Source organism: Micromonospora sp. NPDC047521 (genome assembly GCF_055587305.1).
Genome location: NZ_JBVJGN010000002.1, coordinates 239854 through 260316, shown reverse-complemented (window position 1 = coordinate 260316; position 20463 = coordinate 239854). Strand labels below are relative to the sequence as shown.

The 20463-nt window shown below is 72.4% G+C and carries 21 protein-coding genes; 12 read left to right on the top strand and 9 right to left on the bottom strand.

Features of this window, described 5'->3' with window-relative positions:
• Window positions 1-12: 12 nt before the first annotated feature.
• Complete coding sequence (locus tag ACZ6N8_RS05075) at window positions 13-489, bottom strand: MarR family winged helix-turn-helix transcriptional regulator (protein ID WP_466007648.1); 477 nt, start codon at window positions 487-489, stop codon at window positions 13-15.
• Between the two features lie 73 nt (window positions 490-562).
• Between ACZ6N8_RS05075 and ACZ6N8_RS05070 the strand changes: the two genes are divergently transcribed.
• The 3 genes from ACZ6N8_RS05070 to mqnP all read left to right on the top strand — a co-directional run bounded on the left by ACZ6N8_RS05070 (window position 563) and on the right by mqnP (window position 3564).
• Window positions 563-1117, top strand: coding sequence for a carboxymuconolactone decarboxylase family protein (locus ACZ6N8_RS05070; RefSeq protein WP_466007646.1), 555 nt, complete (start codon window positions 563-565; stop codon window positions 1115-1117).
• A 75-nt stretch (window positions 1118-1192) separates the two neighbouring features.
• Window positions 1193-2653, top strand: a complete 1461-nt coding sequence (locus ACZ6N8_RS05065) for a menaquinone biosynthesis decarboxylase (protein WP_466007644.1) — start codon at window positions 1193-1195, stop codon at window positions 2651-2653.
• The gene (mqnP, locus tag ACZ6N8_RS05060) at window positions 2653-3564 is read left to right on the top strand and encodes a menaquinone biosynthesis prenyltransferase MqnP (protein WP_466007642.1); all 912 of its coding nucleotides are present in this window, start codon (window positions 2653-2655) and stop codon (window positions 3562-3564) included. The genes ACZ6N8_RS05065 and mqnP overlap by 1 nt, the downstream gene beginning before the upstream one ends.
• A 30-nt stretch (window positions 3565-3594) precedes the next feature.
• Here mqnP and ACZ6N8_RS05055 read toward each other — a convergent pair whose 3' ends face one another.
• Window positions 3595-4377, bottom strand: coding sequence for a class I SAM-dependent methyltransferase (locus ACZ6N8_RS05055; RefSeq protein WP_466007640.1), 783 nt, complete (start codon window positions 4375-4377; stop codon window positions 3595-3597).
• Window positions 4378-4425: 48 nt separating this feature from the next.
• On the opposite strand from ACZ6N8_RS05055, the gene ACZ6N8_RS05050 reads away from it, so the two are divergent.
• Both ACZ6N8_RS05050 and ACZ6N8_RS05045 read left to right on the top strand, forming a co-directional pair.
• Window positions 4426-4998 carry a TetR/AcrR family transcriptional regulator gene (locus tag ACZ6N8_RS05050; protein WP_466007638.1) on the top strand — a complete coding sequence of 191 codons (573 nt, stop codon included), beginning with the start codon at window positions 4426-4428 and terminating at the stop codon, window positions 4996-4998.
• A 62-nt stretch (window positions 4999-5060) separates the two neighbouring features.
• Window positions 5061-6047: a DUF1648 domain-containing protein gene (locus ACZ6N8_RS05045; RefSeq protein ID WP_466007636.1), complete on the top strand. Its 987-nt coding sequence runs from the start codon at window positions 5061-5063 to the stop codon at window positions 6045-6047.
• Between the two features lies 1 nt (window position 6048).
• On the opposite strand, the gene ACZ6N8_RS05040 is transcribed toward ACZ6N8_RS05045, so the two are convergent.
• Window positions 6049-6912: a terpene synthase family protein gene (locus ACZ6N8_RS05040; protein WP_466007634.1), complete on the bottom strand. Its 864-nt coding sequence runs from the start codon at window positions 6910-6912 to the stop codon at window positions 6049-6051.
• 259 nt (window positions 6913-7171) lie between these two features.
• Here ACZ6N8_RS05040 and ACZ6N8_RS05035 point away from each other — a divergent pair, with 259 nt between their 5' ends.
• A complete protein-coding gene (locus tag ACZ6N8_RS05035) occupies window positions 7172-7816 on the top strand; it encodes a UbiX family flavin prenyltransferase (protein ID WP_466007633.1) in 645 nt (214 codons plus the stop codon).
• Between the two features lie 61 nt (window positions 7817-7877).
• Here ACZ6N8_RS05035 and ACZ6N8_RS05030 read toward each other — a convergent pair whose 3' ends face one another.
• Window positions 7878-8144 carry a BldC family transcriptional regulator gene (locus ACZ6N8_RS05030; protein WP_007454516.1) on the bottom strand — a complete coding sequence of 89 codons (267 nt, stop codon included), beginning with the start codon at window positions 8142-8144 and terminating at the stop codon, window positions 7878-7880.
• Window positions 8145-8413: 269 nt separating this feature from the next.
• Here ACZ6N8_RS05030 and ACZ6N8_RS05025 point away from each other — a divergent pair, with 269 nt between their 5' ends.
• The 3 genes from ACZ6N8_RS05025 to cds1 are packed head-to-tail and all read left to right on the top strand — an operon-like array spanning window position 8414 to window position 10869.
• Complete coding sequence (locus ACZ6N8_RS05025; protein WP_354816019.1) at window positions 8414-8872, top strand: Lrp/AsnC family transcriptional regulator; 459 nt, start codon at window positions 8414-8416, stop codon at window positions 8870-8872.
• A 47-nt stretch (window positions 8873-8919) separates the two neighbouring features.
• Complete coding sequence (locus ACZ6N8_RS05020) at window positions 8920-9750, top strand: SDR family oxidoreductase (protein WP_387116466.1); 831 nt, start codon at window positions 8920-8922, stop codon at window positions 9748-9750.
• Window positions 9751-9777: 27 nt separating this feature from the next.
• Entirely contained in the window at window positions 9778-10869 is a 1092-nt protein-coding gene (cds1, locus tag ACZ6N8_RS05015; protein WP_466007630.1) for an L-cysteine desulfhydrase Cds1, read from the top strand.
• Between the two features lie 4 nt (window positions 10870-10873).
• Here the strand turns inward: cds1 and ACZ6N8_RS05010 are convergent, their stop codons facing one another.
• From ACZ6N8_RS05010 to ACZ6N8_RS04995, 4 genes are all read right to left on the bottom strand, one after another.
• On the bottom strand, window positions 10874-11494 hold the full coding sequence (locus tag ACZ6N8_RS05010) for a putative glycolipid-binding domain-containing protein (RefSeq protein ID WP_466008303.1): 621 nt from the start codon (window positions 11492-11494) through the stop codon (window positions 10874-10876).
• Window positions 11495-11601: 107 nt separating this feature from the next.
• A complete protein-coding gene (locus tag ACZ6N8_RS05005; protein ID WP_466007629.1) occupies window positions 11602-13482 on the bottom strand; it encodes a DEAD/DEAH box helicase in 1881 nt (626 codons plus the stop codon).
• Between the two features lie 194 nt (window positions 13483-13676).
• On the bottom strand, window positions 13677-15143 hold the full coding sequence (locus ACZ6N8_RS05000; protein WP_466007627.1) for a hypothetical protein: 1467 nt from the start codon (window positions 15141-15143) through the stop codon (window positions 13677-13679).
• Between the two features lie 114 nt (window positions 15144-15257).
• Complete coding sequence (locus ACZ6N8_RS04995) at window positions 15258-16784, bottom strand: C40 family peptidase (RefSeq protein ID WP_466007626.1); 1527 nt, start codon at window positions 16782-16784, stop codon at window positions 15258-15260.
• Between the two features lie 236 nt (window positions 16785-17020).
• Here ACZ6N8_RS04995 and mqnE point away from each other — a divergent pair, with 236 nt between their 5' ends.
• The 3 genes from mqnE (at window position 17021) to ACZ6N8_RS04980 (ending at window position 19000) form a co-directional block, all read left to right on the top strand.
• Window positions 17021-18190 (top strand): aminofutalosine synthase MqnE, encoded by a 1170-nt coding sequence (mqnE, locus tag ACZ6N8_RS04990; RefSeq protein ID WP_357982616.1) that lies wholly within the window; start codon window positions 17021-17023, stop codon window positions 18188-18190.
• A gap of 23 nt (window positions 18191-18213) precedes the next feature.
• The gene (locus ACZ6N8_RS04985) at window positions 18214-18651 is read left to right on the top strand and encodes a hypothetical protein (protein WP_364369327.1); all 438 of its coding nucleotides are present in this window, start codon (window positions 18214-18216) and stop codon (window positions 18649-18651) included.
• Window positions 18652-18712: 61 nt separating this feature from the next.
• Window positions 18713-19000 (top strand): DUF4229 domain-containing protein, encoded by a 288-nt coding sequence (locus ACZ6N8_RS04980; RefSeq protein ID WP_466007623.1) that lies wholly within the window; start codon window positions 18713-18715, stop codon window positions 18998-19000.
• Window positions 19001-19066: 66 nt separating this feature from the next.
• Here the strand turns inward: ACZ6N8_RS04980 and ACZ6N8_RS04975 are convergent, their stop codons facing one another.
• Entirely contained in the window at window positions 19067-20404 is a 1338-nt protein-coding gene (locus ACZ6N8_RS04975) for a C39 family peptidase (RefSeq protein ID WP_466007621.1), read from the bottom strand.
• Between the last annotated feature and the right edge of the window lie 59 nt (window positions 20405-20463).

Here is a 20463-nt window from a genome sequence, read left to right as displayed (position 1 = left end):
GCCGGGCTTGACTCAGCCGCCGAACCAGCCGGGCATGTCCAGGCGGAACCAGTTGGCCGAGGCCATCGTGCGCAGGTCGTCCTCCATGGCGTCGACCCGTTCCGCGCCGAGGGTGTCGGCCCACCGCGCGCGCAGCCGGTCGAAGATCTCCGCCGAACGGCGCAGCCCGTCGGCGCCGCGCGGGGTCACCCGGACCTGCCGGCGTCGGGCGTCGCGGGGATCGTCGACCCGCTCCAGGTAGCCGACGGCGACCAGCCGGTCGATGGTCTTGCCGGCTGCCTGTTTGGAGATGCCGAGCCGCTGGCCCAGTTCGGTGGCGGTGGTGCCGTCAGCGCCCACGGCCTGGAGCACGAACCCGTGCAGCGGTCGCAGCTCGGGATGTCCTTCCCGGGCCAGCTCGGCGTGCAGGTCGTCGATCAGCGTCCGGAAGCCGGCGAGCAGCAGCAGTGGGAGCTGGAAGCCGGGCCGGGTCGGGTCAGCGGTTGCCATGTTCGACAACCACGTTTACTATATGGTCAACCACATTGACTATCTTACGGTCCCGGCAGGAAGTAGGTAACCCATGCCCGTCTTCACCGCCCACACCCCCGAGACGGCGCCAGCCGCCGCCCGGCGGGCCATCGAGGGGGTACGCAACCGCTTCGGCTGGCTGCCCACCCCGGTGGCGCTGATCGCCGAGTCGCCGCAGCTGCTCGCCGGCTTCCTCGCCGCGAGTGCCGGCTTCGAACAGACGACCCTCGCACCCCTGGAACGGGAGGTCGTCATCCTCACCATCTCCACCAGCCACGAATGCCACTTCTGCGTCGCCCTGCACACAGGCAAGCTCACCGCGCTCGGCGCCACCCCCGAACTGGTCGCCGCGCTGCGCGCCCGCACCGCCCTGCCCGAGCCGAGGCTGGAGGCGCTGCGCCGCTTCACGCTCGCCGTGCTCCACCACCGGGGCGCGGTGCCCGACGACGAGCTGGACGACTTCCTGGCCGCCGGCTACCTGTCGCGGCAGGCGCTTGACGTCGTGCTCGGCGTCGGCGCGTACACCATGTCGACGTTCGCGAACCGGCTCACCCGCGCACCGCTCGACCCGCCGCTTGCCGACCACGCCTGGACACCCGCGGCCTGATTGGAGGGGCGTCCGGGCGTATGTCACAGCACCCGGCTTGGGCCGTGCCGCACCGGGTGCGGGAGACTGGCGGGTATGGCGGCTCGTGGCTTCCCGTACACCGATATCAAGGACTTCCTCGCGGCGCTCGAGCGCGCGGGGGAGCTGCGCCGGGTCACCGTTCCGGTCGATCCCACCCTGGAGATCAGCGAGGTGGTGACCCGGACGGTGCGGGCCGGCGGGCCGGCGCTGCTCTTCGAGCGGCCGACGCGGGGTGAGATGCCTGTGGCGGTCAACCTCTTCGGCACCGAGAAGCGGATGGCCATGGCCCTCGGGGTGGAACGCCTCGACGAGATCGGCGAGCGGATCGGCGACATGCTCAAGCCGGAACTGCCGCAGGGCTTCTCGGGCATGATGGGCGGCCTCGGCAAGGTCATGCAGCTCAAGTCCATGCCGCCCAAGAAGGTCAAGACGGCCCCCTGCCAGCAGGTCGTCTACCGCGGCGACGACGTCGACCTCAACCGGCTGCCCGGGTTGCAGGTCTGGCCCGGGGACGGGGGGATCTTCCACAACTTCGGGCTGACCCACACGAAGGACCCGCAGACCGGCAAGCGCAACCTCGGGCTTTACCGGCTCCAGCAGCACTCGCACAACACGATCGGCATGCACTGGCAGATCCACAAGAACTCCACGGCGCACCACGCGGTCGCCGAGCGGCTCGGGCAGCGGCTGCCGGTGGCCATCGCCATCGGCGCCGACCCGGCGGTCGCCTACTCGGCGAGCGCGCCGCTCCCCGCCGAGATCGACGAGTACCTGTTCGCCGGGTTCCTGCGCGGCGAACGCGTCGAGATGGTCGACTGCCTGACCGTCCCGTTGCAGGTGCCGGCGCACGCGCAGATCGTGCTGGAGGGGTACATCGAGCCGGGCGAGCGCATGCCCGAGGGGCCGTTCGGCGACCACACAGGCTTCTACACGCCCGTGGAGCCGTTCCCGGTGATGCACGTCGAGTGCATGACGATGCAGCGTGACCCGGTCTACCACTCGATCGTCACGTCCCAGCCGCCGCAGGAGGACCACGGTCTCGGCAAGGCCACCGAGCGGATCTTCGCGCCGCTGCTGCGCTTCCTGATCCCGGACATCGTCGACTACGACCTGCCGGCCGCCGGCGTCTTCCACAACTGCGCGATCGTGTCGATCCGTAAGCGCTACCCGAAGCACGCGCAGAAGGTCATGAACGCGATCTGGGGCGCGCACATGATGTCGCTCACCAAGCTGATCGTGATCGTGGACGAGGACTGCGACGTGCACGACTACAACGAGGTGGCGTTCCGCGCCTTCGGCAACGTCGACTACGCACGGGACCTGCTGCTCACCGAGGGCCCTGTCGACCACCTCGACCACGCCTCGTACCAGCAGTTCTGGGGCGGCAAGGCAGGCGTCGACGCGACCCGCAAGCTCCCGACCGAGGGCTACACCCGGGGTTGGCCGGAGGAGATGAGGATGGCCCCGGAGGTCACCGCCCTGGTCGACAAGCGCTGGAAGGAGTACGGGATCTGATGGCCGTCATCGACGCTCCGGCCGAGAAGCCGGGCCGGGTCAAGTCCTTCCTCAAGCTCGTCGCTATCGAGCACTCGGTGTTCGCGCTGCCGTTCGCGTACCTGTCGGCTCTGACTGCCATGCAGGTTTCCGGCGGGCGGGTGCGGTGGCTCGACCTGCTGCTGATCACCGTGGCGATGGTCGGGGCGCGGACGTTCGCGATGGCCGCCAACCGGATCCTCGACCGGAGCATCGACGCGCGGAACCCGCGTACCGCCAACCGGGAACTGGTCACCGGTGCGGTGAGCGTGCGGACGGCCTGGACCGGCGCGGCCGTCGCGCTGGTGGTCTTCCTCGCCGCCGCCGCCCTGCTCAACCCGCTCTGCCTGGTGCTGGCGCCGCTCGCCGTGGTGCCGCTCGTGGTCTACCCGTACGGCAAGCGGTTCACCAACTGGCCGCACGCCATCCTCGCGATCGCCCAGGCGGTCGGCCCGGTCGGCGCCTGGCTGGCGGTCACCGGCACCCTGGACGGCTCCTGGCCGGCCTGGCTGCTGGGTGCCGCGGTCGGGCTGTGGATCGGCGGGTTCGACCTGATCTACGCCTGCCAGGACTCCGAGATCGACAAGGAGATCGGCGTGCACAGCGTGCCCGCCCGGTACGGCAGGCGCTTCGCGCTGCACGCCTCCACACTGGCGCACGTGGTGACGTTCGGGCTGTTCGTCTGGTTCGGTGCGCTCATCGGGTTCGGCTGGCTCTGGTGGGTGGGCCTGGCGCTTACCGCAGTCGCGTTCGGCTATCAGCACCTGGTGGTCAGCCCGACCGACCTGAGCAAGGTCAACCGGGCGTTCTTCACCGCAAACGGGTTCGTCGGCATCGCGCTGTTCGTGTTCGCCCTGCTCGATCTCGTGGTGCGCCTGGGTCTGCGCGCCTAGCGCTTGTTCGCGGCGAGCGGCGTCGGCGGGTTACCTGCGGACAGCGGTCAGGTGCCAGGTGGCATAGGCGAAGGTGGCATCGCCGTCTACCGCGGCGCTGACCGTCGACAGGATCTCGGCGAGATCATCTGGTGGCGCGCTCGCGAGGCCGCCGGAAGTCGCGATGAGTTCGAGCAGTTCGCTCGGGGCGTAGGTGCGCTGCCAGTCGTAACGGCGGATCTCGGGTTCGGCGAAACAGCCGGACGCGCGGACTCCCTCGGCGGCACGGTCGTAGAGGGCGCGGTAGCCGTCGAGAATGGAACCGGTCGGCTGTTGGTAGGGCAGGTTCGGCGCAGTTCGGCGTAACCCGGCAGCGAGCGCTGCGGCAATCGGCGACGGCAGTTCGTAGACGTGGCCGAACGGCGCGAGGACGCCGCCCGGGCGCAGTATCTCGGCGGCCTTGGCGGCTCCGGCGACAGGGTCGACCCAGTGCCAGGCCGTGCCGGAGACGACCGCGTCGAAGTTGCGGCCGGCAGGCTCCCACGTCTCGAAGGTCGCAACCTCGACGTCGATGCCTGTCGCGCGGGCGAATCCGGCCATCCGAGGGTCGGGCTCGACACCGACGACCGCGCACCCGGCGGCGCGGAACTGGCGGGCTGCGATCCCGGTCCCGCAACCGACGTCGATAAATGCGGGGCCCGGTGCGGCGGCGACGATGTGCTCGATCAACGCATCCGGATACGGCGGCCGACTGCGGTCGTAGCGCCCGGGGTCGCCCCCGAATGACTCGGCGACGCGGCGGGCTCTGTGCGGTTGGGGCGGTAGAGTGACCATGTGCCCACTCTAATGGGCAGTCGCCCATTAAAGAACCGGGAGCTTTCCATGCCCACCGGCGTAGCTCTGCGCGATCCGCGCCAGCAACTGTTCGACGCGGCCGTGAGGGTGCTCATGCGCGGCGGCGTCACGGCGTTGACCAGCCGCGCGATTACCGACGAGGCCGGAGTGGCCAAGGGCGTGCTGCATCGGCACTTCGCCGACTTCGACGCGTTCCTGGTCGATCTGGTGCTCGACCGCATCGCGCGGGTGGAGGCGAAAGGTGTTGCACTCCGCGATGCTGCCGGGACAGGGACCGTTGCCGGCAACCTCACCGACGCGATATTCGAACTCTTCGAGCCGGTCATGTCCGCGATCATCGTGCTCACCATCGCCCGCGACGAGCTGCGCAACCGCCTGCGCGCGGCTGGGACCGCCCGGTTTCCCCTGGTGGGCGAGTCGGTCGCCGCGGTGGCCGGCTACCTGGCAGCCGAGCGCGACCTCGGTCGGATCGCCACCGACGCGGACGTGCAGGTACTGGCGCCGACCCTGATCGGCGCCGTGCAGCTGCTGTTCACCGAGCACCGCGACGATCCGCCGGTCGAAGATGTGCGCATTGTCGTGGCGAGCGTCCTGCGCTGACGACGCAGCAGGCCGGGAGCGGGCAAAGCCACAGCCACATTCCTCAGGGAGGCGTTCTCATCATGACCACCGGCACCGAGCCCGCCCGTGACAAGCGCCTCGTCGGCCTCACGGCCACCGTCTGCGGCCTCGTGATCCTCGCCGTGGCCGCCGCCGTCGCCCTCTCCTGGCGTGGCGACCTGCCCGACCCGGTGGCGACGCACTGGGGAGCCCAGGGCCGACCGGACGGCTTCATGTCCCTCGACGCCTCCCTCTGGGCGACCTTGGGCACGGGTGCTCTCCTGGTGCTCGGCTTCGGCGCGGTCACCGCGCTGTGGGGTCAGTCGGCGGCGAACCGCCGCGTCGGCGCGGCGACCGCTGTCTGGGTGGCGCTCTTCCTCGCCCTCGTGCAGCTCGGCGCGCTGCACGGGCAGCTCGGCCTCGCCGACGCCCGCGAGGCAGGCGGAATCGGCGGCGCGCTCACCCTGGCGATCGTCGGCTCTCTCGTACCGGCCGTGCTCGTCGGCGTGCTCCTGCCCGGTGACCCGCCCCAGCCGGCCGACCGCCCCGTCGCGCCCGAGGCGCCCCGCGTCCCCCTCGCCCCGAGCGAACGGGCCGTCTGGATCGGGCAGACCGGCGCCGGGCCGGGCATCACCATGGGCGCGGCATCCATAGTCGTGCTGGTCACGCTCGCCGTCATCAGTGGCGTGTGGGCGCTGCTGATCGTCGCGGCGCTGCTCGTCGCCGTCTTCGCGGCGATGTTCGCCTTCACCGTACGGGTCGACGAGACCGGCCTGCTGATCCGATCGTCGGCCGGCTGGCCGCGCACCCGCGTCCCCCTCGACGAGGTGCTCCGCGCCAGCGTCGTGCAGGTCCACCCGCTGCGCGAATTCGGCGGCTGGGGCTGGCGGGTGGGCCGGGGAGGCCGGGTCGGCATCGTCCTGCGCTCGGGCGACGGCCTGCTGGTCGAGCGGACCGGGGGACGCTCGGTCGTCGTCACCGTCGCCGACGCCGGCACCGCCGCCGCCCTGCTCAACACGCTCGCCGACCGCCAGCGGCAGGCCCGCTGACTCACCTGTGGGAGGCCGAGTACCTGTCGCTCTCCAGTGACCAGTCGATGGTGCCGCGCACCGAGTGGGCGACCCCCTCCACGTGCGCGGCCACCGCCGGGTCCAGGGCCGGGCCGAAGGACGGGACCTCGGCCCGCAGCCTCATGAACCGCCCCATCGCCGCGCGCCAGCGGTCCACCGCCGCCTCCACGGCCCGCTCCTGCGGCAGGCGCTGCTCCCGGGCGATGGCCAGCACCAGGTTGTGCCCGCCCGAGGTCAGCCGGTCCGTCTCCAGCGACACCAGGTCGTTGAACCAGGAGAGCAGGTCATTTCCCGTCGCCGCAAGCGCCCGCAGCGCCGGATGGTGGTAGACGGCGTCCGGCAACGCGTGCCCGGTGACGAACTCGATCATCGTGTACGACACGTACGCCGCCGAGGTGGCGCGGCGCAGCGCGACGTACTCGGCGACACCGGGACGGTGCCCCCGGGTCTTGTTCTCCGCCTCCGTCCGGTCGCCCTCCAGGTGGTGGGCGACAGCGTCGGCGAAGCGCTGCTGCCAGGCCAGCGGCATCCGGGCACGCGGCGCCTGCCACGCGTCCGCGAGCATCAGGCGCAGCGGGCCGCGAAACCCGGCCGGCCGGGCGCCGGCTCCGCCGCGCAGCAGGTGCAGCACCCCGTCCCGCAGGGCTGCCACGTCCGCCCCGCTGGCCCGGTGCGGCCCGTCGCAGGCGTCGTCGAGCAGGAAGAACCAGGTCCAGAGCGCGGCCACCGAACGCAGGTCGTCCGCGCTGGCGTCCGGGTAGAGCCGACCCGCGTACCAGGCGAAACGAGCAGCGTCCAGCCGGCGCAGGGCGACGTCGTCAAGCGGCAGATCGAAGCGGCGCACCCACTCGGCCAGCCACTCCTGCGTCGCCGGGGAGTGGGGGGAGCACCGCGAAGGAAGAGGACATTCGGCACGTAGGGTGCGGGCTGCCGCCGCCGTCATCGGTCGTACCGCCCCCTCCGGTCGCTGCACGGTGATCCTCCGGTGCGAGCATGTCAGAAATCGGCTGTCGATGATGTCCGTGGCGGGTCGGGACGATGACGGACGGGACAACAGCGGGGGCCACGGCGCGGCGTCCACCCCGACCAGGCAGGCTGAGGGCATGCGGGAACCATGGGTGGTCGGTGTCTCCGGAGCCTCCGGCACGCCGTACGCGGCGGCGGTCATCGGCGGACTCCTCGACGCGGGCGAGCCGGTGGACCTCGTCGTGTCCCGGGCGGCGCGGCTCACCGTGCTCGACGAGACAGGCCGGCCGTTCCGGGACGCCCACTGGGCCGAGGACCTCGCGGCCTGGCTCGGGCGGGACCTGACCGGCGCGGACGTGCGGCACTGGCCGGCGGGCGACCTGGCGGCCGGGCCGAGCAGCGGCTCCTACCGGGTACGCGGCATGGCAGTGGTCCCGGCGAGCACGGCCGCCTGCGCGGGCATCGCGATCGGGCTCTCCAAGGACCTGTTGCAGCGCGCCGCCGAGGTCAACCTCAAGGAACGCCGCCCGGTGGTGGTGGTCCCCCGGGAGACGCCTGTGACCCGCAGCCACCTGGAGCACCTCATCGACCTGCACGACGCCGGCGCGATAGTGCTGCCCGCCAGCCCCGGCTTCTACGGGGCCGGCGCGGCGGCCAGCGCCCAGCAGTTGGTCGACTTCGTGGCCGGCAAGGTGCTGGACGCGCTAGGCGTTCCGCACACCCTGTTCCGGCGGTGGTCCGGTCAGCTCGGCTCAGCCCGCTCGGCCGAGCCACCTCGCTGATCGTCGCAGCGGGACGCGGACCGGACTGGTGTCCGGTCCGCGTGACGTTGTCCGCACCAGTTCAGTACATGCCGGCGTTGGCCGGACCCGGCCCGGTGGATGCGGCCGGTCCCACGTTGCGTGGCTTTCCGACCTCGTCCACCTCGTCCAGCATGCCCTCCCCCTCAAGCAGGGCTCGCACCTCGGATTCCCGAAACCGGCGATGCCCGCCTGGAGTCCGGATGCTTCCTATCCGGCCGGCCGCCGCCCATCTCGTCACAGTCTTCGGGTCCACCCGAAACAGCGCGGCGACCTCACCCGGTGTCAGCAGGCGATCTCCAGTGTCCACAGCCCCCTCCTCGCGTCGACGAAGCCCCTGGCTGAACACACTGCCCCCGGCTGGTGCGAGCCCAGAGCCGTCATGAGGGACGTATGGCAATTACAGCACCAGGGACCTGGCCTGTCCGCCAAACGCGAAAAATGCACTGAGTGGGAAGTTAGTAAATGGTACTGGTGCAACCCCTACCTTGACCGACTGTTTGTGAACAGTTACTCACTGCTGTGTGCAACGGGTGCCGAAGCCTTCGCGTTACGCCCAACCCGTTAAGGTCACTCTCCGTGGACGCCATCGACCTGAGCCTCGTCGACCTGCTGCGCGGCAACGCCCGACTGTCGTACGCCGAACTGGCCCGGCAGGTTGGTCTCTCCGCCCCCGCCGTCCACGAGCGGGTCGGCAAGCTGGAGAGCAGCGGCGTGGTACGCGGCTACCGCGCGGACGTCGAGCCGGAGGCGATCGGGCTGGGCGTCACCGCGCTGATCGGCATCGTCGAGGACTCCGGGGCGGACTCCGACGACATGCTCGAGTCGCTGCGGGTGCTGCCCGAGATCGAGTCCTGCTACTTCATGGCCGGCGTGGAGTCGTTCCTGCTCAAGGCGCGGGTCGGCACGATCGCCGAGCTGGAGCAGCTGATCGTGCGGCTCAACCGGACGCCAGGTGTCGCCTCGACCCGCACCGCCATCGCGCTCAGCACCAAGTGGGAGAACCGCCCCCAGCCGGTCGGCCCGACGGCTCCCTGACCGCGTACCCCTGGTGCCGCCCCGCCCACGGGCGGTAGCGTGCGCCGATGACCTCGCCCCGACGTGGCACGGCCGTGGTGACCGGGGCCGCCGGCGGCCTGGGTCGCGCCATCGCCGCCGCGCTTCACGACGACGGCTGGACGGTGCTGCTCACCGACGTCGACGCCGCGGCGGTGGCCTCCGCCGCCGCGCCGCTCGGCGGCTGGTCGGCCGCCCTGGACGTACGGGACGAGGTGGCCTGCGCGGAGATCGCGGCGACGGCGGCGAGCCGGGGCGGCCTCGACCTCTGGGTCAACAACGCCGGCATCCTGGTCACCGGCCCGGCCTGGGAACACGACGGCCGGACCCGGCGGCGGCTGCTCGACGTCAACACGTTCGGCGCGATGAACGGCACCCTCGCCGCGCTCACGCTCATGCGCGAGCAGGGGCACGGCCACGTGCTCAACGTCGTGTCGCTGGCCGGGCTGATCGCCGCGCCAGGCGAGACGGTGTACGCGGCAAGCAAACACGCACTGCTGGCGTTCAGCCTCGGCACCCTGACCGACCTGCGGATGGCCGGTTACCGGCGGGTGCACGTCTCCTGCCTCTGCCCGGACGGCATCTGGACCCCGATGCTGCACGACCGGCTGGACGACGCGGGGGCGCTCGCCTCGTTCACCGGAACGATGCTGACCCCGCAGCGCGTCGCCGCCCGCGCGGTCCGGCTGGCCCGCAGGCCACGCCCGGTGGTCAGCCTGCCCCGCTGGCGGGGGGCGCAGGTCCGACTGCTGGACGCGCTGCCCCGGCTGGCCGTCGCGCTGACCCCGGTCATCCGGGCCGCCGGCCGGGCCGGGCAGCGCCGCCAACTGCGCCGGACCGCCCCACCGGACCGGAGCTGACCTCGGCCTGCTTGCTAGGTTTCCGGCGTGACTCATCTCGACAGGTGCGACGAGGCCAGCCGGACCTGGGTGACCGAGGCGATCGCCGCCGTCGAGGCGGACGCGAACCGCTCGGCCGACACCCACCTGCTGCCGTTCCCGCTGCCCCGGGCGTGGGGGATCGACCTGTACCTCAAGGACGAGTCGTCACACCCGACCGGTTCGCTGAAGCACCGGCTGGCCCGCTCGCTGTTCCTCTACGGGCTCTGCAACGGCTGGATCGGGCCGCGCACCACAGTCGTCGAGGCGTCGTCCGGCTCCACCGCCGTCTCCGAGGCGTACTTCGCCCGGATGCTCGGCCTGCCGTTCATCGCCGTCATGCCCGCCTCCACCTCCCCGGAGAAGATCTCCCAGATCGAGTTCCAGGGCGGCCGGTGCCACCTGGTCGACGACCCGGCGAGCGTGGTGGTCGAGGCCCGCTGGCTGGCCGAGGACACCGGCGGGCACTTCATGGACCAGTTCACGTACGCCGAGCGGGCCACCGACTGGCGGGGCAACAACAACATCGCCGAGTCGATCTACGCGCAGCTGAAGCGGGAACGGCACGCGATCCCGGCCTGGATCGTGGTCGGCGCCGGCACCGGTGGCACCAGCGCGACCATCGGCCGGTACGCCAGGTACCAGCGGCTGCCCACCAAACTGTGCGTGGTGGACCCGGAGAACTCCGCGTTCTACCCCGCCTGGCTCGCCGCCGACTGGTCGGTACGCACCGGCCGGGGCTCCCGGATCGAGGGCATCGGCCGCCCCACCGTGGAGGCGTCCTTCGTGCCATCCGTGGTGGACCGGATGGTCCAGGTGCCGGACGCGGCGTCGATCGCCGCCATGCGGGCCGGCTCGGCGGTGCTCGGCCGTCGGGTCGGCGGCTCGACCGGCACCAACCTCTGGGGCGCGTTCGGCCTGATCGCCGACATGCTCGCCGAGGGGCGGACCGGCTCGGTCGTCACCCTGATCTGCGACCCCGGCGACAGGTACGCCGACACGTACTACGCCGACGGCTGGGTGGCCGCCCAGGGCCTCGACCTGGCACCCCACCTGGCTACCGTCGAGCGGTTCCTGACCAGCGGCGAATGGCCCGTCTGAGGGCTCAGCGCGGGTCGATCCGCTCGGCCAGCCCCGGGTAGCGCACCACGTACCCGTCGGCGTCCACGTCGATGTCGGCGGTGAAGGTGCCGCTGGCGAACCGCACCCGGCCCGGCCCGAGCCCGGTGTAGATCTGTTCGGCCGGCACCACCTCGAGGCCGGGCAGCAGCACCCACGCCACGGTGATCCGGCGGGGCATGTCGGCGGCCTGGGCGGCCATCCCGAGCCTGTGGAACGGCAGGGAGTTGAACAGCGGCGACCCGCTCAGGTCCACGTCGACGGCGTCGGCCAGTCGGTCCGGGTCGTCGGTGCCCGGCAGACCGGCCCGGGGGTGGCCGGCCGCCATCAGAGCGGCGTCCAGGTCGCCCTGCTCGGCGGTCGTCACCCGCCACCTGCCGGTGGCCCGTTCCAGCGTCACCCGGCGCAGCCAGCCCGACCCCTCGGCCTCGACCTCCACCCGGGTGGTGCTCCAGTCCGGTGCGGTGGTCACCCGGTAGCGGGCCGTCCACGGGATCGGGTCCACGGCGAGCAGGGTGCCCCGGGCCGCGAGACCGTTGCCGTCGTCGAGCAGCACCTGCTCACTGCCGGCGGTGTCCGTCCGGGACCAGAAGATCGACTTCGGCATGGTCGGCATGAGCCGGACGTTACGCGACCGCGCCGACATCGGCAGGCCATGCGCGAACGCCGTCGCGGAGCAGGCGCTCCGCGACGGCGTTCGGGTCGATCAGTGGATCAGTGGGTACGTGCCGGCGGACGCCCGCCGAAGCCACGCCGGTCGTCGCGCGGCCGGTCGTCCCGGCCACGGCCCTCGGAGCGGTAGCCACCCCGGGTGTCCCGGTCGCCGAAGCGCCGCTCACCGGACGGCCGCTCACCGGACGGCCGGTCGCCGTACTGCCGGTCGCCGGTGGGCCGGTCGCCGTACTGCCGGTCACCCTGCGGGCGGTCACCGTAGCGCCGCTCACCTGTGGGCCGGTCGCCCCGGCCGTCCCGGTCACCGAACTGCGGCCGGTCGCCGAAACGGCGCTCACCCTGCGGCCGGTCGCCGAAGCGGCGCTCACCCTGCGGCCGGTCGCCGAAGCGGCGCTCGCCGGTGGGCCGGTCGCCGTACTGCCGGTCGCCGGTGGGCCGGTCGCCGTAGCGGCGCTCGCCCTGCGGGCGGTCGCCGTAGGGTCGGTCGCCGGTGGGGCGGTCGCCGTAGCGGCGCTCGCCCTGCGGCCGGTCGCCGTAGCGCCGGTCACCCTGCGGGCGGTCGCCGAAGCGGCGGGGGCCACCGGACCGGTCGTCGAAACGACGCGAGCCGCCGGAGCGGTCACCGTAGCCGCGCGGCTCGGCCTCCACCCGCACCGGAACGCCGCTCGGCTCGCGGGCGCCGATCAGCTCGGCCAGCACCGGGTCGCCGACCCGGACGCGGGTCTCGGCGGGCGCGACGCCCGCCTTCTCCATCATCGCCAGCGTGGTCCGCCGCTGCTTGGGCAGCACAAGCGTGGCCACCGCGCCCGACTCGCCGGCCCGGGCGGTACGCCCGGCGCGGTGCAGGTAGTCCTTGGGGTCCTTCGGCGGGTCCACGTGCAGTACCAGCGTGACGCCGTCGACGTGGATGCCCCGGGCGGCCACGTCCGTGGCGACCAGGACGTTCATCCGGCCCTCACGGAACTCGGCGAGGGTCTTGGTCCGCATCCGCTGCGTCTTGCCGCCGTGCAGGCCACCGGCCCGTACGCCGACCGCGGCGAGCTGCTCGACCAGCCGGTCCACACCGAGCTGGGTGCGGGCGAAGACCATGGTCCGGCCGTCCCGGGCGGCGATCGAGGCGGCCACCGGGAACTTCTCGTGCGGCGGGATCAACAGCATGTGGTGGTCCATGGTGGACACCGAGGCCGTGGACGGCGCCGTGGAGTGGGTCACCGGGTCGTTCATGAACCGCTTGACCAGCGCGTCGACGTCACCGTCCAGGGTGGCCGAGAAGAGCAGCCGCTGACCGTTCGCGGGCGTCTTCGCCAGCAGCTCGGTCACCTCCGGCAGGAAGCCCATGTCGGCCATCTGGTCGGCCTCGTCGAGCACCGTCACCTCGACGTCGTCGAGCTGGCAGATGCCCCGCTCGATGAGGTCGCCGAGCCGACCCGGCGTCGCCACGATGATCTCCACGCCGCGCCGCAGCGCGTCGATCTGACGGTCGTAGGGGACCCCGCCGACGGCGGTCTTCAGGAACACGTTGAGGGACTTGCCAAGCGGCAGCAGAGCGTCGTTGACCTGCATGGCCAACTCGCGCGTCGGCACCAGGACCAGGGCACGCGGACGCATCGGGCGGGCCGGCTTGCCGGCGGCGACCCGGGCCAGCACCGGCAGGCCGAAGGCGAGCGTCTTGCCCGAGCCGGTCTGCCCACGGCCCAGCACGTCGCGGCCGGCGAGCGCGTCGGGCACGGTGGCCCGCTGGATCTCGAACGGGGTGGTGATGCCCTGCCGCGCCAACGCGCGGACCAGGGGCTCGGGCAGGCCGAGCGCGGCGAAGTCGATCTCCGCGGGTGCGGCCTCGACCGGGGCCGGACCGGCCTCGGTGGCCGGGACGGCGGGGTCGTAAACGGACGGAACGATGCTGGGGTCAGCAGAGGTGGTCAACAAATGCCTTTCGAGCGGGGCGCATCTTCGCGATGGCCTGCCGCGGCTGTTGTCGCCGGATCGCCCGCAAGATCGCCCATGGGCGCGCACCACGCGCGCCAGGTCAGTGATCTCGACAAGTGTACGGCGGTTCGCCCAACTCGCCAGCCGCATGGCCGACCGTAGTGGGCCGACTCACGATCGCCCCCGCTGCCTCAGCTGTTGAGCACGTCGCCCATCAGACCGTCCAGAGCGTTGTTGGCCAGCAGAACCACCAGGACGCTGATCGCCACCAGCAGGCCCAACGAGGCGGCCAGGACGAGCAGGACACGCGTCGTACGGGGTCGGTCGGTCGGCGTGTCAGCCCAACCCTGGGCCAGGATGTGGCCGGTCAGGGAGCCGGAATTCTCCACCGCGTTGGCGGGTATGGCGACGGTGGCGAAGCCGGGCCCCTCCCCGCCGCCGTAGACCGTGCCGGCCAGATCGGCGCCGGCATCCGAACGGCCGTGCCGGACACCTGCCGTGGCCCGTCCCGCCGCGCTTGTCGTGGTCGGCCGGGTGGTGTCGGTGCCCCGGTGCGTGGTCGGTGCGGCGCCGGTGGTGGACGGCGGCCACGCGGGCAGCGCGGGCGCGGGCACGACCGGCGGAGCGGAGACGGGTGCCCCGGCCCAGCCGGCGCCGGAGGTCGGCACCGCGGGACCGGCGCCGGACGCCCGGCCCGCCGGAGGGGCGGAGACCGAGGCGGTCGCGCGTACCCCGGGCAGGTGGGACATCGCCGGGGGCGGCGGGAACGGGGGCGCCGGCATCGGGCCGGGCGGCGACGGCGGCGCGGGCACCGGCGGGCCGGGCGGCGGAGTGGGTGGCCCGGGTACCGGAGGCGTCGCTGGGCCCGGCATGGGGGGCACTGGCGCGGGCGGCGGTACGGGTGGGCCCGGAACGGGCGGGACCGGGTCGGGCGGCGGCGGCGGCGTGGGTCGAGGTTCCGGCGTCGGCGCCGGCCCGGGAGGGTACGGCCCGGGGCCTGGCGCGGGCACGGGCTCGGGCGGTGCCGGCTCGGTCGGCCCCGGGCCGGGCGGCGTGGGGGCCGGCTCCGGCTCGGGGGCCGGCGGCGCGGGTGGCTGGGCCGGCTCCGGAGGCTGTGCCGGCTCGGGCGGCTCGGTGTTCACCGGGCCGGAGCGGTAGACGGCGGGCGTGCTCGCCCGGGAGTCCGGGGCGCCCATGGCACCGGCCGCGACCCGGCTGCTGCCGGGCACTGTGGCGCTGGCCCGGGCGGACGGGGCGGACGAGCCGTCCCGCTGGCCGGGTAGCGGAACGCCGACCGGGCTGGCGGACCCGGTCGCCCGGTAGGTGGTCGCGGTCGCCGACGCGGCGGCCGGAAGGTCGCCGGGAAGGGCCCCGGCGGTGGCGACGGTCGCCCGTGCCCGTACCGGTGCCGGCGTCTCGGCCTGCATGTCGGGGGTAGCCGACCGGTCCGCGTCGGAATTCGCCTGCTCCGCGTGGGAATTCGCCTGCTCCGCGTCGGGGGGAGCCGCCTTCCCGGCGTCGGGGGCTTCGGCGCTGCCGCCGTCGTCGGACGGGCTGGCTTCGGGGCCGGTCGTCGAGTCGGTGACGCCTGATTCCCGCGGATCAGCCCGATCGACGACGGGGTCGACAGTCTCCGCCGGATCCTTCTGCTCGGCCATCTCCGCCCTCCGTGCCACGCTCGCACCCGGACCCGTGACGTCGAGCCGGATGTGCCTGGATGTCACGGTGCCACAGATCGCCCCGAGCGGACAGCCGGAGTCCGTCGTGGCGCCTCAGCTCCCGGACTTCGGGCTGCCCGACGGGCTTTCACTCGCCGTGCCGCTGCGGGTCGCCTCCGGCGTACCGGAAGGGGTGGTGCTGGCCGGTGCGGTGGTCGGCGGCGTGCTGCTCGAGGTGGACGAAGGGGTCGGGTCGACCGTCTTGGTCGGCGTCGGCGTCGCGGTGTCGGTGGGTGTGGGGGTGGGCGTGACCGTCTTGGTCGGCGTCGGCGTCGGGGTGGGCTTCTTGGTAGGCGTCGTGCTGGGCGTCGGCTTCGGCGACGTCGGCGGCTTGGTCGGAGGCACCGGAATCGTCGGGATGGTCGGCGGGGCCGGCACGGCGCCGATCACCCGGGTGGCGGCGTAGAGCCGGGACCAGCGCACTACGGAGATCTTCACGACGTCGCCTGTGGTGGGCGCCTGCACCATCTTGCCGTTGCCGATGTACATGGCGACGTGGTGGATCGTCTCCCAGCTGCTGCCGGACGCGAAGAACAGCAGGTCGCCGGGGAGCAGCGCGGTCTGCGGCACCGTCCGTTCGCGGGTGGCCCTGTACTGGTCGCGGGAGACGCGGGGCAGGTCGAAGTAGTCGGCTCCCGGGGACCGGTACGCCGCCCACATGAGGCCCGAGCAGTCGAACCGGTCCGGGCCCTCCTCCGACCACTTGTACGGGTCGCCGAGCTGGGCCAGCGCGTACCGGACGGCGGCCAGCGCCCGGGGGTGCGCCGCCATGCCGCTGATGTTCTGACCGGCGACGTAGCCCGCGCCGAGCTGCTGCTCGGTGGCCTCCTGCTGACGCTCGATCTCGACAAGCAGCGTGGCGTTGTCCCGGCGCAGCTTGAGCAGGCTGGCCTCGGCGGTGCGCAGCGCCGTCTCACCTGCGGTGAACTCGGCCTGGGTGGCGTCGAGTTGCGCCTTTGCCGTCGAGTGCGCCTGGTACGCGGCCTGCTCGGCGGCGCGGGCGCGGGACAGCTCACCGGCGACGCCTGTGGTGCCGCCCTCGACCTTCTCGCCACGGGTGATCTGCTGGAGCCGGCTCAACCCGCGAAGGTCCTGGGCGAACTCGCCGGGCGGCAGCGCGGCGGCGGCCTTCACCGCGTCCGCAGCGGCGGCGTCGGCGGCCTGCTGGGCTCGCAGCAGGGCGTCCTGCGCGGTCTCCAGCGCCTTTCCGGCGGTGTCGAGCTGGGCCTGCGCGGCGGTGCGTCTCTGTTGGCTCAGCAGCAAGGCGTCGCCGAGCGCGCCGACCTGGGCCTCACCGGCGGAGATCTGGGCGGCCAGCGGGCCGGTGCCGACGTTGACGAGCGACGGGGCCGGGACGCCGGCGACGGGTGCGCCGCCGGGCACCTGGAGCGCGCCGATCGCCGGCGGGCGCGCGCCGATGTCCGGCACCGTCGTGGGCACGCCGGGCTCGGCGTACGCGGGGGTGGCCAGCACGGCGGCGGCGATCGCCCCGAGCAGGGCGGCCCAGAGCTTCGGACGCAGGACCGGGGAGATCACCGGGCTCCGTCGTCGCTGCCGTCGCCCGCGCCCGCTGTAGACCATTCCGCTCCCCGTCCGACTGCTCCTCGCCGCGCTCGGTGGGCGCGGCCGACGGGACGGTACCAGTGTGTGTTCCGCCCCACCTTGTTACTACCGCACGCCGCCACCGATGTCGATGCGTGGCCGGGTTACAGGAGGCTGAGAGTCTGGTGAAGTGGGTCGCTGTCGGCGACCGTGCCGCCGGGCCGATCGGCGTACCGACGTACGCTCGATCCGACCGCAGGTGGAAGGGACGTGGCATGGACGCCGGACTCAAGCGTGAGCTCGAAGCGAAGGTGTACGCCGGTGAGCGGCTGACCCGCGAGGACGGGGTCGCCCTCTACGAGAGCGACGACCTGACCTGGTTGGGGCGGTTGGCGCACCACAAGCGCACCGAGCTCAACGGCGACCGGGTGATGTTCAACGTCAACCGGCACCTCAACCTGACGAACGTCTGCTCGGCGTCCTGTGCGTACTGCTCGTTCCAGCGCAAGCCGGGCGAGAAGGACGCGTACACGATGCGCATCGACGAGGCGGTCCGTAAGGCCAAGGAGATGGAGGGTGAGCAGCTCACGGAGCTGCACATCGTCAACGGCCTGCACCCGACGCTGCCGTGGCGGTACTACCCGAAGGTGCTGCGGGAGCTGAAGGCGGCGCTGCCGAACGTCAAGCTCAAGTGCTTCACGGCCACCGAGGTGCAGTGGTTCGAGAAGATCAGCGGGTTGAGCGCCGACGAGATCCTGGACGAGCTGATGGACGCCGGCCTGGAGTCGCTGACCGGCGGTGGCGCGGAGATCTTCGACTGGGAGGTCCGCCAGCACATCGTCGACCACGCCTGCCACTGGGAGGACTGGTCGCGCATCCACGCCCTGGCGCACAGCAAGGGCATGAAGACCCCGGCGACGATGCTGTACGGACACATCGAGGAGCCCCGGCACCGCGTCGACCACGTGTTGCGGCTGCGCGAGTTGCAGGATGAGACCGGCGGTTTCGCTGTCTTCATTCCGCTGCGCTACCAGCACGACTTCGTGGACTCGGCGGACGGCAAGATCCGTAACCGGATCCAGGCGCGCACCACGATGGCGTCGCCGGCCGAGTCGCTGAAGACGTTCGCCGTCTCCCGGCTGCTGTTCGACAACGTGCCGCACGTGAAGAACTTCTGGGTGATGCACGGGCTTTCGGTGGCCCAGCTGTCGCTGAACTTCGGCGTGGACGACCTGGACGGCTCCGTCGTCGAATACAAGATCACCCACGACGCCGACTCGTACGGCACCCCGAACACGATGCACCGCGACGACCTGCTGCACCTGATCTGGGACGCCGGCTTCCAGCCCGTGGAGCGGGACACCCGCTACAACGTGGTCCGGGAGTACGACAAGGCCCCGTCGCTGGCCGAGCGCCGCGCCGAGCCGCAGCAGGTCTGGGCCTGAGCCACCACGTACCCTCGCAGTCGATGACCGAGCAGAGCGGTTCCGAGCAGCAGGGCGGGTTTCCCCGCCGGGACGCCGAGGGGCGCGTCCGTACCCTGGGTGACCTGCTCGGGGTTTGCCTGGCCGGCGTGGTCATCGGCGTGTTGGCGCTTGTGCTGTTCGACTGGGCGTTCGCCTCGGTCGGCGCCGGCGATTTCGGGCACACCAACGGTTGGCTGGCGGTGATCCTGCCGGCCTGGCTGTTCTGGGACGACTTCCGGGCGTGGGAGTTCGGTGCGGCCCGGGTGGTGGCGGCGATCGCCGCGGCGGCCGTCGGGGTGTTCGCCGGGCTGCTGATCGCCGGGCTCGGCGCCGGGCTGCCGCCGCTGCTGTCAGGTGCGTTGGCGGCGGCCGCGTTCACCGTGGCGTACGCGGCCGTGTGGTTTCCGGGCGTCCGCTGGCTGGCCCGCCGGACCGGCTGACCGCGACCAGGTCGACCCTTCCGCCGGGACCGGCGGCTGACGAGAGAACGGAGTGGTGCGGGTGAGCGCGGCGGTCAAGTACACGCTGGGTCGGATCGGGCTGTTCGTCGCCGTGCTGGCGGCCCTCTGGCTTGTCGACATGAACGTGTTCCTGAAGCTGATGCTGGCGTTGGCGTTCTCCGCCGCGCTCTCCTTCTTCCTGTTGCGCGGTTGGCGCGACGAGATGGCCGGGGAGATGGCCGACGCCGCCGAGCGCCGCCGCAGCGAGAAGGAACGCCTGCGCTCCGCCCTGGCCGGCGAGGATCAGCCCCCGAGCGCCAGCACCGAAGGCCCCGACCCGAAGCGTTGATCATGAAGTTACCGCCACGACGCGCCTGGCGTTCGGGCGGTAACTTCATGATCAACCCCGCTCGGCCTACCAGTTGGTGGAGCCGGGGACCTTGGGCCAGGGCTTCGACGTCGGCTTGATCAGGTACGCGATGCCGCCGGACCCGCCGGAGGTGCCGCCGCTGGCGTTCGTGCGCTTGGTCCGCAGCCAGATCTGCTCGAACTGGGCCCGCTTGTAGACGTTGCGCACCACGTCGTTGCTCGACGAGGCGGGGTCGTTGACGATCACGTCACCGTCGGCGGTGAACCCGACCACCACGAACAGGTGCCCGGAGGTGCCGTAGTTCGCCCCGTCCAGCTCGCTGGCGAGGAAGGACTGGCTGGTCACCACGGGGATGCCGGCGGCGATGAAACGCTCCACCTCGTCGAGCGAGTGCAGCCGCGTCACCCGCCCCTCCAGGCCCGGGAAGCTTGCCGCGTACGCGGTGTTGAACGGCCAGTTGCCGGCGCCGTCGTACTCGTGGTCGTAGGTCATCCGCGCGGCGTGGTTGACGGTCGGGTCGGGGTAGGTCGGGTCCACCCAGGAGGTGTCGGCCGGCGACGGGCCGCGCCCCCAGTACTCGACGACCATCTCGGTGGAGGTGGGGGAGCACCAGGCCTCGCCGCCGCCGTCGTACTCGGGGTAGTGCCCGGCGTGCACGTTCTGCGAGTAGCGCGGCACCGGCAGCTCGACGCCCCAGGCGATGTGCCCGGCGCTCGGCGCGACTGTGAACCGGTCCGGCACTGTGGAACTCATCGCGCCGAGCATCCGGACCACGGGCGCGGCGGTCTGCCCGGGCGCCCGGTAGAGGGTCAGCCGCAGCTGGTACGACCGCAGCAGCACCCCGGCGTCGGCGTCGTCGATGCTGAAGGTGTCGGTCCAGATCGTCGACCAGGGGTCGCCCTGCCGGTTGACGCTCGCCCGTTTGATGTCGCTGTCGCCGGACGCCCAGCGGCCCATGACGTACCACGGGGTCTGGTCGCCGCTCGTGTAGCTGCCCTGCATCTCGACCTGGATCCAGGTGCCGGCGGGGGTCTCGGCGTTCCAGGAGGCGATCAGCTCGGTGGCGTCGAACCCGATCCGGGTCACCGGCGACGTCCAGGTGCCGTACTCCCAGGTGCGGGTGGTGCCGGTGTGCGGATCGGCGTATTCGGTGGTGCCGGCCGGGCGGGCCAGGGTGACGCCCGCCCGGGCGCCGGGCACGACGCGGGTGCCGTCCCGGCTGCCCCGGTGCCAGTCGGCGGGCCCGGACCAGTCCTGGAAGGTGATCTGCTCGTCGTGGACGACGGCGGGCGGGCGGGCCGCGGTGGCGGGCGCGGCGGTGGCGAGCAGGGTGAGCGCGGTGACGCCGGCGAGGGCGGCCGCGTGCAGGCGGGATCTGGCCATGGGTGCTCCGCGGTGTCGAGAGGGACATCGTCGCTGGTCAGTGTTCCGCTTGGAGGGAA